Source organism: Flavitalea antarctica (genome assembly GCF_054461535.1).
Genome location: NZ_JBTLQG010000032.1, coordinates 30503 through 44065 on the forward strand (window position 1 = coordinate 30503; position 13563 = coordinate 44065).

At 43.9% G+C, this 13563-nt stretch carries 11 protein-coding genes; 8 read left to right on the forward strand and 3 right to left on the reverse strand.

Annotated features, from left to right (window positions below):
• The first annotated feature begins 443 nt into the window (after positions 1 to 443).
• From ACX0G7_RS21530 to ACX0G7_RS21545, 4 genes are read left to right on the forward strand one after another with little or no spacing between them, the layout of a single operon-like run.
• The gene (locus tag ACX0G7_RS21530) at positions 444 to 1574 is read left to right on the forward strand and encodes a glycosyltransferase (RefSeq protein ID WP_458925589.1); all 1131 of its coding nucleotides are present in this window, start codon (positions 444 to 446) and stop codon (positions 1572 to 1574) included.
• Entirely contained in the window at positions 1567 to 2715 is a 1149-nt protein-coding gene (glf, locus tag ACX0G7_RS21535; RefSeq protein ID WP_458925590.1) for a UDP-galactopyranose mutase, read from the forward strand. The genes ACX0G7_RS21530 and glf overlap by 8 nt, the downstream gene beginning before the upstream one ends.
• Positions 2684 to 4837 carry a family 1 glycosylhydrolase gene (locus tag ACX0G7_RS21540; protein WP_458925591.1) on the forward strand — a complete coding sequence of 718 codons (2154 nt, stop codon included), beginning with the start codon at positions 2684 to 2686 and terminating at the stop codon, positions 4835 to 4837. The genes glf and ACX0G7_RS21540 overlap by 32 nt, the downstream gene beginning before the upstream one ends.
• 12 nt (positions 4838 to 4849) lie before the next feature.
• On the forward strand, positions 4850 to 6058 hold the full coding sequence (locus tag ACX0G7_RS21545; protein ID WP_458925592.1) for a family 1 glycosylhydrolase: 1209 nt from the start codon (positions 4850 to 4852) through the stop codon (positions 6056 to 6058).
• A gap of 290 nt (positions 6059 to 6348) precedes the next feature.
• Here the strand turns inward: ACX0G7_RS21545 and ACX0G7_RS21550 are convergent, their stop codons facing one another.
• On the reverse strand, positions 6349 to 6549 hold the full coding sequence (locus ACX0G7_RS21550; protein ID WP_458925593.1) for a hypothetical protein: 201 nt from the start codon (positions 6547 to 6549) through the stop codon (positions 6349 to 6351).
• Between the two features lie 731 nt (positions 6550 to 7280).
• On the opposite strand from ACX0G7_RS21550, the gene ACX0G7_RS21555 reads away from it, so the two are divergent.
• From ACX0G7_RS21555 to ACX0G7_RS21565, 3 genes are all read left to right on the forward strand, one after another.
• Entirely contained in the window at positions 7281 to 7997 is a 717-nt protein-coding gene (locus tag ACX0G7_RS21555; RefSeq protein WP_458925594.1) for a YciE/YciF ferroxidase family protein, read from the forward strand.
• Between the two features lie 318 nt (positions 7998 to 8315).
• Entirely contained in the window at positions 8316 to 10181 is a 1866-nt protein-coding gene (locus ACX0G7_RS21560; protein ID WP_458925595.1) for a PAS domain-containing sensor histidine kinase, read from the forward strand.
• A 125-nt stretch (positions 10182 to 10306) separates the two neighbouring features.
• Positions 10307 to 10675 carry a response regulator transcription factor gene (locus ACX0G7_RS21565; RefSeq protein WP_458925596.1) on the forward strand — a complete coding sequence of 123 codons (369 nt, stop codon included), beginning with the start codon at positions 10307 to 10309 and terminating at the stop codon, positions 10673 to 10675.
• A gap of 47 nt (positions 10676 to 10722) precedes the next feature.
• On the opposite strand, the gene ACX0G7_RS21570 is transcribed toward ACX0G7_RS21565, so the two are convergent.
• A complete protein-coding gene (locus ACX0G7_RS21570) occupies positions 10723 to 11151 on the reverse strand; it encodes an EamA family transporter (protein WP_458925597.1) in 429 nt (142 codons plus the stop codon).
• A 95-nt stretch (positions 11152 to 11246) separates the two neighbouring features.
• Between ACX0G7_RS21570 and ACX0G7_RS21575 the strand changes: the two genes are divergently transcribed.
• Complete coding sequence (locus ACX0G7_RS21575; RefSeq protein ID WP_458925598.1) at positions 11247 to 12317, forward strand: 3-oxoacyl-ACP synthase III family protein; 1071 nt, start codon at positions 11247 to 11249, stop codon at positions 12315 to 12317.
• A gap of 29 nt (positions 12318 to 12346) precedes the next feature.
• Here the strand turns inward: ACX0G7_RS21575 and ACX0G7_RS21580 are convergent, their stop codons facing one another.
• On the reverse strand, positions 12347 to 13456 hold the full coding sequence (locus ACX0G7_RS21580; protein ID WP_458925599.1) for a DUF2911 domain-containing protein: 1110 nt from the start codon (positions 13454 to 13456) through the stop codon (positions 12347 to 12349).
• Positions 13457 to 13563 lie beyond the last annotated feature (107 nt).

The following is a 13563-nucleotide window of genomic DNA, read 5'->3' on the forward strand; positions in this document are numbered from 1 at the left end:
TTTCAAATGTCATACCCGAAAGCACAGATCGGGTGATGGGACAACACTGTTTGCCTGTTTTAGGTCTGTTGAGCAAGTGTTTTACCTGAAAGAGATCATAATGTTCCGGATTTTGTTCGTCCTTCCGCGGGTTTCCGGTGCGGATCGTTGTTAAAACACAGAATTGGGTGGATTGAGACAGGGGGATAGTGTTGATCTACAGACATGCTGGTAATTCGTTCAACAATCTGCTGAATGGAGGTGTGGAAACAGATTTCACACCAAATTTTCTACAATACCCATTTCCCCTGATTTCAGGTTTTATTGTGGCAGATGTTTCACAAACCGTGATTTTCTGGGCTTTAGGGCATTTTGCGACGGTCTTTTGAGGGTTGGCAGCTGAATTGTCATATTAGAGTAGCATTAAAATCACCTAATCACGATAAACTAATTTTTTTACTTGCATGGATATAGTATGCTTTTGCCATTTGAGATGGGATTTTGTTTACCAGCGACCGCAACACATTTTGTCAAGATTTGCAAAGAGATCAAGGGTGATCGTAGTCGAAGAACCAATATTTACAGATCAACCTTCATTTCTTAATGTTAGTAACCGGGAGGACGAGCTCTTTATTATTACACCTTACCTCACTCATGGATCCGGTGATCACCTGCAGGCTCAAAAGGATTTGCTGAGACCGTATTTTCAGGATCTTGGGTTGAAAGACTATATACTCTGGTATTATACCCCGATGGCGATGCCTCTCGGATCTGAATTACCTGAACCGACACTGGTTGTCTATGATTGTATGGACGAATTGTCCGCCTTCAAATTCGCACCCCCTGATATTAAGGAGAAGGAAGAGCAGTTGCTGGGCATTGCTGACATTGTTTTCACCGGCGGGCAAAGTATTTATGAAGCAAAAAAGCACCTGCATAAAAATATTCATGCTTTTCCCAGTAGCATTGACCGGGCGCATTTTGCAAAAGCCCGCGAGATCCAGGAAGTACCCGCCGAGTACGAACATATCCCTAAGCCAAGAATTGGCTTTTACGGTGTGTTGGATGAACGATTCGATATTGACTTATTAAGGGAAATCGCTTTAAATCGTCCCGATTGCCAGTTTGTGATGATAGGACCTGTAGTAAAGATCGAACAGGATATTCTCCCCAGGGCCGACAATATCCATTACCTGGGTAGTAAATCCTACCAGGAGCTGCCAAATCATCTTGCTGCCTGGGACCTGGCGCTGATACCTTTTGCCATCAATGAATCAACCCGGTTCATCAGTCCCACTAAAACTCCGGAATATCTTGCTGCCGGCAGACCGGTGGTTTCGACACCCATCAGGGATGTTGTTACTCCATATGGTGACCAGGAACTTGTTTATATCGGGGGTACCCCTGAAGAATTTTTAAAAGGAATTGAATGGGGCCTGGCCATACGTGACGATCCTGGCTGGCGTAAAAAAGTAGAAGAATTCCTGGGCAACATTTCCTGGGATATAACCTGGAACAAAATGTTTGAATTGATAAAAGAGACTAAACAGCGAAAACCTGATAACTTAAAACACAGACCCAATGAGTATGTTTGATTATTTAATAGTAGGAGCAGGCTTCGCTGGTGCGGTGCTTGCTGAAAGACTGGCATCACAATCAGGAAAAAAAGTATTGATTGTTGACAAGAGAAATCATATCGGTGGCAACACTTATGATTATTACAACAGCGACGGTATCCTTATTCATAAATACGGGCCGCATATTTTTCATACAAACTCAAGAGAGGTTTATGATTACCTTGGGCAGTTTACACCATGGAGACCATATGAACACCGTGTACTGGCAAGCGTCGACGGAATGCTTGTACCGATTCCAATAAACCTCAACACCATTAATAAACTGTATGGTCTCAATTTGTGCAGTGATGAAGTGGAGAAATTTCTCGAATCCAAGGCGGAACCTGTAACACGGGTCAGGACCTCTGAAGACGTAGTGGTAAGCAAGGTGGGGCGGGAACTGTATGAAAAGTTTTTCAAGAGATACACAAAAAAACAATGGGATCTCGATCCATCTGAACTGGACGCATCCGTAGCTGCCAGGATCCCGACACGCAGTAACCGCGACGACAGGTACTTTACAGATACCTATCAGGGTATGCCCTTATATGGATATACCAAATTATTTGAAAACATGTTATCGCATCCGAATATCAAGGTGATGTTGAATACAGATTATAAGGAGATTCAGAACGTGATTCCTTATCGTGAGATGATTTATACGGGGCCGATCGATTACTATTTTGACTACTGTTACGGCAAACTTCCATACCGCTCGCTTGAGTTCAAATTCGAGACGGTTGAATCTGAAGTTTTCCAATCGACCGGCACAATAAATTACCCCAATGAACATTCTTATACTCGCATAACCGAATTCAAATATCTCACTGGTCAAAGACATCCGAAGACCACTGTAGTATATGAGTTCCCGAAAGAGACCGGTGATCCTTATTATCCTGTACCAAGGCCTGAAAACGCGGAATTGTACAAAAAGTATCAGCAACTGGCTGCAGGAATGAAAAGGGTACATTTTACCGGCCGTCTTGCAACCTATAAGTATTATAATATGGACCAGGTTGTTGCGCAGTCACTGAAACTTTTTAAAACACTCCATACTCCTACTGAAATTGACTTACATGCAAACGGAAATGGAACAAAAGTGCTTGTCGTGCCATCCTGAGATCTGGGGCGGTATCGAATGCACAATTAACCGGGTAGGTGATCACTACCGGGATCAGTTGGAGAGTTCAGGGCATTATGAGCGAACGGCAGACATTGCAATGTTTGGTAATCTCGGTCTGCGGAAAATCCGGTATCCTGTATTGTGGGAAAAACATCAGCCTACTGAAGACACCGTGATTGACTGGAGCTGGGCAGAAAAACAGCTAAACACTATCCGCGAAAACGGCATGGAGCCGATCGTGGGGCTGGTGCATCATGGCAGCGGGCCTGGATTTACAAATCTCACTGATCCAAAATTTCCTGAGAAACTTGCTGCTTATGCGCTGAAAGTTGCAGAACAGTTTCCCTGGATAACATACTATACGCCGGTGAATGAACCGCTCACTACGGCAAGGTTCAGTGGCCTCTATGGATTTTGGTACCCGCATGGACATAATGACGCCATCTTTCACCGGATATTGATAAACGAGTTGAAGGGTACTGTGCTGGCGATGAAAGAAATCCGTAAAATCAATCCAAACGCAAAGTTGGTTCAAACGGAGGATCTCACTTTCATTCACAGCACAGAAAAACTGACTTACCAGGCGAATTATGAAAATAAAAGACGCTGGCTCACCAATGATCTTTTGTGCGGGCTGGTGGATCGAAAACATTATTTCTGGAAGTATTTTACGACGCGGGGTGTCCCTGAGTCGGACCTCGAATTTTTTCTTGAGCACTCCTGTGTTCCTGATATCATTGGATACAACTATTATGTAACCTCCGAGAGATATCTTGACGAGAACCGCTCGCTTTATTCACCGTCAACTTATGGTGGGAACAAAAGACACCGATATGCAGACACAGAAGCGGTGCGTAAAGGCCGGAGCAAAGGCCTCAAAGCGTTATTGAAGGAAGCCTGGAAGAGGTATAAACTTCCGATGGCTGTAACTGAGTGTCACCTTAACTGTACCCGTGAAGAGCAATTACGATGGCTTCGTGAGAATTTCCTGGCCTGTTGTGAATTGAAAAACGAAGGTGTGGATGTAAGAGGTTTCACCGCCTGGTCTTTGTTGGGGGCTTATGACTGGAACAGCCTGTTAACAAAACATCACAACTGTTACGAGCCTGGCATATTCGACCTGAGTAATGGTAAACCCCGTGAAACGGCATTGGGTAAAATGGTCAGGACGTTTTCGGCGGGTAAAAATTATGAATCACCGTTAATGCAATTGCCTGGCTGGTGGCATCTGCAGGAGAATAACGCGATTGTAACTGCTGATCTGAACAAGACCGGCGGCGTTCCGCCTGTTCTTATCGTGGGTAAAACCGGCACACTTGGAAGGGCCTTCGAACGAATCTGCCAGCTACGATCAATTCCCTATATTTCCCTGGGGAGGTTTGATATAGACATCCTTGATGAATCAAGCATACACGCCGCATTTGAAAAGTACAAACCCTGGGCATTAATAAATGCCACAGGTTTTGTGAGGGTCGATGACGCCGAAGACAATACCAGGGAATGTTATAATATCAATGCCATTGCACCTTCGCTGCTGGCAAGGGTATCAGCGAAGTATGGCGTACAGATGGTAAGTTTCTCCAGTGATCTTGTTTTCAATGGAGACAAAGCGGCACCCTATCGTGAAGATGATACTGTGTTACCTTTAAATGTCTATGGAGAAAGCAAGGCGCGGGGAGAAGAGTTCATACTTGCTGAAAATCCGAACGCCCTCGTGATTCGTACGAGTGCTTTTTTTGGACCCTGGGATAAATATAATTTTGTCTATTCTGTGCTCGACGCATTAAAGACAGGTGGCCGGATTGATATGGTTGCAGATGTAGTAGTTTCTCCTACCTATATTCCTGATCTTTGTAATGCTACTATGGATCTGCTGATCGATGAAGAAAAAGGAATCTGGCATATCTCTAATTCAGGAACCACAACCTGGGCAGCTTTTGGCGGCAGCATTGCTGCAAGGGCGGGCTTCAACCGTGATCAATTAATATCTAAACCGCTGTCTGAAATGAGCTGGAAAGCAAAGCGGCCTCTTTATAGTGTATTGGAAAGTGGAAAAGGAATAAAGTTGCCACCCCTTGACCACGCACTTAACCGTTATTTCGAAAACTTATCTGTGTAATAAATAAAAAAAATGGCAGGCAACAAATTCATGTTCTCGACAGGGATAGAAAACAGTTATCCCACTATATTACTTCCAAATGGACAGACGAAGAGAGTAGATGAAATGGAAAAATGCGGGCACTACAAGCATTGGAAAACGGATTTTCAGTTAGTAAAAGAGCAGGGAATAGAATTTCTAAGATATGGGCCACAATATTTCAGCACACATCTGGGACCGGGTCAGTACGACTGGTCATTTATAGAGGAAGGTCTGCATGAATTGAAGCGACTCCACATTACTCCTATCATTGACCTTTGTCACTTCGGGGTACCCGACTGGCTCGGCAATTTTCAAAATCCCGATTTCCCGCATTACTTCGCTGAATACGCCAAAGCTTTTGCACGCAAGTTCCCTGACATACATCTTTATACTCCAATCAATGAAATATTCATCACTGCCATGTTCTCGGCACAGTACGGATGGTGGAATGAAAGACTCCAGTCTGACAGGGGTTTTGTAACAGCGTTAAAACATCTGTGTAAAGGAAATGTGATGGCCATGCAGGCGATACTAAAGATTCAGCCGGAAGCCACATTCATACAAAGCGAATCTTCTGAATATTTTCATGCTATGGATCCGCTGGCGGTACCGAGAGCAAGGTTCCTCAATCAAAAAAGATTTTTGTCGCTCGACCTCACTTATGGCTATCCGTTGAATGTTTCGATGTATGAGTTTCTTTTATCCAACGGTATGTCGAGGTATGAATACGATTGGTTCATCCAGAACCAGGTGAAAGCAAGATGCATCATGGGCAATGATTACTATGTCACCAACGAGCACCTCGTGTTTCCGGATGGACATACACAGGCTGCAGGAGAAATCTTTGGATACTATGTGATCACGAGTCAGTACTACAGGAGGTATAAACTACCAATCATGCATACTGAAACCAATATCAGGATGCCGGCATGTAAAGAGTGGTTGTTGAAACAGTGGGCAAACGTACACAGGCTTAAAAACGATGGCATTCCTATCATTGGGTTTACCTGGTATAGTCTTACTCACCAGGTTGATTGGGACTCTGCCTTAAGGGACGATGCGGGCAATGTCAATGAGTTGGGTCTGTATGATCTTGACAGGAAAATAATGCCGGTCGGTGAAGCCTACAGGACACTGATCCAGCAGTGGAAAGATATTCTGAACGAAGAAAGTTTCGGGTTAACCTTTGATAATTGGTAATGCCCCAAAATGTACACGCTTTCTACACGGGTTGATGATAAAACGGGGAGCAGTTATATATTTAAAATATGTTTAATTCTTAAGAGAGGAAAAGTATTACGAACATCACCTGGCGTTTTCATGCAGGAGGGAGTAGCACTATTCAGGATTACTCAGTGCTGGTAAAATGAAGAACCGGAATCATATCAAAATGATGATTCCGGTTCTCTGTTTATACGCATCCCGTATTTTGTGAATACTTGAACTTAAAATACTATATAATTATCTGTCATAATCAACCACCTGCCCTCTTATCTCACAAATGTTTTTTCCGATTTAATAATGTCGGCAGTAAATAAAGAAAATAATCGTTGACCACTGATCTGGGCCTTGCCTTCATTTTCAGGTGACCCGCGTTCGGCGGCAGCCTTCTCGCAAAAAGGGAAGATATCATTAGAACGGGTGGCAGTTGTGGCCACGAATTTTTTCATGGATGTCTTGGTTTGTTCCATCGTAATAATTTTAAATTATTTTCTGAGAAAATATTCAATAATTGTGCCCCGGCACTGAGTGTCGGGAAACGGTCGGGACTTATGTATAATCGGGGTATCGAAACCTATGTGGGTGCGGATTGTGAAGCTGCTAAATATACAAACTTTGAAGTCTTGAAACAAATTATTTTACAGTAAATGATCTGATTCCGGAGAGTGTAGAATGACCCGTCCTTCAAAGTGATTGAAATAACCCGTCTCTTAATGTAACCAATATAACCTCACTCCCAATGATATGGAAATAACCTACTTCCTGATCATATGAATAACCTACCTGCTAATGATATGAATAACCTACCTGGTAATGATATGGAATAACCTACCTGCTAATGATATGGAAATAACACTACTCTCAATGTAATCGAAGTAAAACACCGTCAAACGGTCTGCAAAAGGTTAGCTGAATTCTTTTTAAAAACCGTCGTTCGGAATGCACCAATTAGCGCATAATAAACATTATAAGCAGATAGCCATTATGTTTTCCACCATCAGCGTTGTGTATGTTTTCACCATGACTTATGTAATAAACAGTGATCGTCTCTCTTTATCACAATGATCCTGTATCCTTATGAATGTTGTGAAAGAATATTCACGTAAACATGGACTATCAGACATGTTGCGCATATGTCCCATGGCACATAGTTTGCAAAACAACATTTATTACTTCATTTCAAAAATTTCAACTTTACATTATGGCTAATACAAAAAGTGCCGGTTCCAAAACCGGTAAATCGTCATCGTCAACCCGTGCCGGCAAATCGTCAGGCAACGGATCCAATGGAGGTTCATCAGTATCATCAAGATCAGGTTCATCCAGTGCAGGTTCTTCACGTGGAGCTTCGGCTATGAAGATGGGTCAGGGCCAGGGTAACACACAGCTCGAGAAATATTTTCACGATGCTTTGAAGGACATTTATTGGGCAGAGAAACATCTTACAAAGGCTCTTCCTAAAATGCACAAGGCAGCGACTACTGATGAGTTGAAGACTGCTATCGAAGATCATATTGAGCAGACTAAAGAACACATTGCCAGGGTAGAGCAGGTGTTCGGGATGATTGGAAAGAAAGCCCAGGCAAAAAAATGCGAGGCCATGGAGGGTCTTGTGAAAGAAGGGGAATCCATCGTTGAGGAGACTGAAGATGGCAGCATGACCCGCGACGTTGGCATTATCATGGCTGCTCAGAAAGTTGAGCATTATGAGATCGCGACTTACGGTGGTCTTGTTACCCTGGCTAAAACAATGGGTCTGGAAGATGCTGCCAATATTCTGGGTCAGACACTGGAAGAAGAAAAGCAGACAGATGCTAATCTTACCGGAATTGCAGAAAACAACATCAACTGGCAGGCTGAGCAGGAAGATGCGGATGAAGATTCTTCTGACGACACTGAAGAAAATGAAGAAGAATAAAAGACGAAGCGGAATAATAACGAGGAATGATTACATACATATCATTGTGGAGGAGAACTCAGATTGGTCAAAGTTATGATGAGAATGTCACAGAAGAATAGTTGACGGAGACGTCATAAAACGACTAAACATCGTTTTAAAAAAAAGGGTTGTCTGCTGATAACCCTTTTTCGTTTCCCGATGTTACCAGAGTGAACAACAAAAGATTCCAATCGTTACTGAAGAGTCCAATCGTCACGGAGTCATTTTACAAAACCTGTATCCATTGAACTTCCGGGGAAATACCGGTCCTGATTCTATAACCATCAAAGAAATCATATGAGTGATCAACACCTGAAGCCGGGGCATAGCAGCCAAAATGCTAATGAAACCGTTCATGTTCCATCAAGCCAGCGATACAAAACTATCACTGACGAGGTCCCTCAGCTTATCTGGGAAAATGAACCCGGGGGTAAGGCGATTAGCTTTAATAAAAGGTGGTTTGAATTCTGTGGTCGCACGTACGAGCAGTCATACGGACGGGGCTGGATTGATTTGGCGCATCCAGAAGATGGTGCAGTGGTGGAGCGGTGGCGCAAGGATCTCAGGGATGGAAAAGTCTTTGAAGGTGAAGTGCGCCTGCGCCGGCACGACGGCCGATACATATGGCACTTGCTGCGCAACATACCCGTTAAGGATAATAATGGCAAAGTACTTGGCTGGGTCGGAACAGCCACAGATGTCCAGGAGCTCAAGAACAGTTCGGCGATGTTGAATGAGGTCTCGGTCAGACTCCGGGCCGTTTTGGAAACTGCGATAGATTTCGCCATTATAACACTCGACGGAGAAGGAAATGTTATTGATTGGAATAGTGGCGCTGAAGAAATGTTTGGTTATACGCGGCAGGAGGTGCTTGGCAGATACTGCGACTTTTTCTTTACACCTGAAGATGTTTATGGTGGGATCCCGCAGCTGGAACTAAAAAAAGCAAGAGAAACCGGACAGGCCATCGATGAGCGCTGGCATTTGAAAAAAAATGGGGAACGTTTCTTCCTGAGCGGGGTGATGAAGCCCATGGCCGTTGACAACGTTACCGGTTTCGTAAAAGTGGCAAGGGATATCACGGATCGGAAATTGACAGAGGAAGTGCTGTTGTTGTCTGAGCAACAGCGAAGCCTGGCCATGCAATCTGCTGAAATGGGCGAATGGACATATTATATTCCTGAAGATGTTATCGAGGTCAAGGAGCGATGCAGGGTGGTTATGGGAATGAACAGGCAGGAAGAGCGTATAAGTCCTGAAGCTGTTCTGCAGCTGATCCATGAAGACGATAGAAATTCGGTTGTTGAAGCCATGAAAGATGCTATCGGTGGTCTGCACATTTTCCATGCCGAATTCAGGGTCAGATTTCCAGAGACCCGCTCAATCGCCTGGGTTAATGCATATGGACGCGTAACGGGGCACCAGGATCAATCTCCATCAAAAATGATCGGAGTGGTATATGACATTACCCCCCGAAAGTTACTGGAGAAACAAAAAGACGATTTCATCAGTATCGCGAGCCATGAGTTGAAATCCCCCGTAACAAGTATAAAGGCCTATAGTGAGTTGCTGGACGATGTGTTTCGTGAAAGCGGAGATTCAAATAATGCCCTCCTGGTCAAAAAACTAAATGCGCAGGTTGACAGGATGGTAAAGCTGATTTATAACCTTCTCGACTCTTCTACCATTTCTCAGCTTAAAATGAAGTTGAATCCCGAACCTGTTGATATCAATGTTCTCATTGAAGAGTGCCTTTCGGGGTTTGAGTTAAGTGCTTCCCGGGACAGGCTGACTTTTTTACCAGACAAAATACCGTTATTACAGGCCGATCCTCACCGGATCAGGCAGGTCATAGAGAACATGGTCAGTAATGCACTGAAATATTCTCCTACGGACAAGCAGGTTATTATTTCCACAAAAGACAACCTGGATAGTGCCCTTGTATCCGTGCAGGATTTTGGTAATGGTGTACCCGAAGAAATGCAGTCGCTGATCTTCGAGAGATATTATCGTGTGCATGATGAAAAACTTGAATCCAGCCAGGGTCTCGGCCTCGGTTTGTATATCTCATCTGAAATAATCAGGCACCACTTTGGCACTATTTCGGTAGATAGTACGGTTGGGGAGGGTTCTACTTTTCATTTTACCCTTCCATATACATAATCGGATAAAAAAAGCTACCGACGGGGATAATTCAGTTGATCACAAGGATCTTCCAGTTGATCACAAGGATTTTCGTGTCTGCAGTTGATCACAAGGATCTTCGTGTATGCAAAAAAATATTGCTGATGAAAAAAAGAGTTGTAGTGATTGAAGACGACGAAGCTATCAGTGATATTCTAAGCATCATGCTTACCAATTACGGATACACTGTTTCTTCAGTGAGCACGGCTGAACATCTCCAATATGACGAGAAGTTTGCACCTGATCTTTTCGTCATTGACAGGAACCTCCCCGGTATAGATGGGATCAGCATTTGCCGGGAAATCAAATCGCGGCCCTCCATGAGTGATATTCCCGTAATAATGATCTCGGCTTCTCCGGGCTTCATTGAACCCGCAAAGGCAGCAGGCGCGGACGCCTGTATAGAAAAGCCCTTTTCCAGGTCTGAATTGTTTTCAGTTATTGATAAATATGTCACAAAGGGAGATAGTTAGTCCCCATCGTTCGGGATCATGATCATCTCCCGGAGGTTGAACATGTCTCAGGCACTCCTGCGTGATAATGTGATCATCAATGCGCCGCCAATCATGAGCATTGCACCAACGATCACCCTCCAGTTCAGCTGTTCTTTAAGGAATATAACAGACAGGATGATCGCAAAAACAAGCGATAGTCTTTCGATGGAAGATACAAGCGAAGCGTCCCCAAGCTTTAACGCATTGAACTGAAACAATGAGGACAAACAGGTGATAACCCCCGCAGATAGGAGATATAGCCAGGAATTCTGATCAATCTTACCCAGTTCAAATGATTTTTTCTGAAAAAATACTGTTCCCCAGGAAATAGACAAGATCATGATAGCCTGCACTGCGAAGGCCAGGTTGGGATCTACCTTTTTCAAACCGGCTTTTGATAGCACTATGGCGCAGGCTGCACTAACTGCGGCCAATAAGGAAAATACAATCCACATGCGTAATTTTGGTTTAAGCTTACAAAGGTTGAGCCATGGAATCGTTTTTGTAATATATTGTAGGAATTATTGTTTGTGAGTCAACGCGTTGCTTTATGAAATCCGTCATTACAGGTACTGGTAGTTTTATTCCGACTGATATTATAGATAACAGGGAGTTTACCCTGCATGACTTTTACGACGACCGGAACCAGCAAATTACCGGCGCCGCAGGTGAAATAGTCAGGAAATTCGAGAAAGTTACCGGTATTTATTCCCGCCGATACGCTAACGATGGATTAAAGGCTTCGGATATGGCGACCACTGCCTCCAGCGCAGCCATTACTGATGCTGGTATCGATCCGGAGACCCTTGATTATATCATTGTAGCCCACAATTTCGGAGATGTGAACAAAGAGGGCATTCAATCCGAGGCTGTTCCTTCGCTTGCTTCCCGTGTAAAACAATCTTTACAGATCAAAAATCCCGACTGCGTTGCCTACGATTTGTTATTTGGGTGCCCCGGATGGATCCAGGGTGTTATCCAGGCAGATTGTTTTATTAAAGCCGGGCTCGCGAAAAAATGCCTTGTTATAGGAACGGAAACGCTGAGCCGCGTTATTGATGTATATGACAGGGATAGTATGATCTTCAGCGACGGCGCCGGGGCCGTGATACTTGAGGCCAACCCGGTAGAAGACAGTGAAGCGGGGATCCTTGGTTCTGTTGCACAATCCTATTGCGTGGAAGAGGCAGGTTTTATACAGATGGGAAAATCAAATTATCCTGGTTCTGATCCCCATGTCCGGTATATGAAAATGGCGGGAAGAAAAGTTTACGAGTTTGCATTGAAAACTGTACCGGTAGCCATGAAGCAGTGCCTGGATAAGTGCAATGTTGATATAAGCGAACTAAAAAAAATATTCATACACCAGGCAAATGAAAAGATGGATAATGCCATCATCAAGGAATTTTATATGCTGTATCCTGATACTGATGTTCCGCTCTTTATCATGCCAATGAATATCCGCGAGTTGGGTAACAGCTCTGTAGCTACTGTACCTACTTTGTTAGATATGGTTAGAAAGGGAGTAATACCAGATCACTCCCTTTCCGCCGGAGATATTATATTATTTGCATCCGTTGGAGCTGGCATGAACATCAATGCCATTTGTTATCGTCTCTAAACTCATCACTCATAACCCATCATTCATCACTAATTAACGTCTTGTGAATTTTTCAGCTTATCTATCATGGCTGATACACCATTCTTGTTTAATGGATCAGGTGCCTGCGGAAGCGCCAGTTGTGCAAACTTCAATGCATTCTTATAATCGCCGTTTGCAGAATAACCTCTTGCCATGCCAACCTTTGAAGTGAACTGGTCAGGATGTTTCTTATAGTTTAATTGAAAAACTTCCATAGCTTCTTTTGGTTTTTTCTGCCTGATCAGTTCGCGGCCATACCCATGTAGTTCCTGCATATTTGCCAAAGGGAGGGCAGTTTTCATAATGGCTTCCGCTTCGGCTGCCCGCCCAAGTTTCTGAAGTATCTGTGCCTTTGTAGCCTGGGGGGCGAATACAACATTGCCACCAAATACCGGTCCTGAAGCAGAGTCCGACCAAAGCAGCGCTTCTTCTAAATTCACATTGTGTTGCAGTGACCATTGCGCGGCCTCCTGCCAGGTCTGCCAGTAAAAACCTTTCTGGCTGCGCAACTCATTCCGGAAGCTGGTAAGCTGATCATTGGTATAGTTGGTAGTCAGTTTAACTGGTATCATCAGCTTCTCCCAGGCAAGAGCTATAGTTGCCGAACTATCAGTCTGATCCATGAATTCATACTTCAGTCTTTCAACACTGTTTGGGATCTTAACCGGCTTTATTTTCACCCTTAGTACATCTTCTTTATCATTGTAATAATAGTTTCCCCAGGAGCTATAATTGCTGGAAAAGATTGCAGTTGATTCGAGTGAATCATAGGCTATGAAGAATCCGTATTTGCCTTTTTTCAGCGGTTGTCCTTCAATGAGTACATCGTTGGAAAATTCAATGATCGTATTTTCATTCGCCCCCGCACGCCATGGCGCAGCTTTGCTGTTTCCAAATCCCTGGTTTTCGAAGCCCTTGTACACGAGTTGTCCCCAGATCTTGCCTTCGCGTCCATTAACAGCAGGGCGGCTGTATTCAATGCGGACATCGGTTAGCCCGACACGTTCACCCACCACAGCTTTTTTATTATTTCCGCTGGGCAAACGGGTTAAGGTTAACTGCGAAAAACCAGCATTCATTGCCAACAAGGCAACAGCTAAACTAAAGATGCGTTTCATGTCTGTCATTTGAACCGGGAATTTACAATAAGCCGGGTCTAACGGGTCCTTTATTATACGGGAGTTTTAAAACAACAAGGGGCGGTAACAACATTCCATGAGTGGTG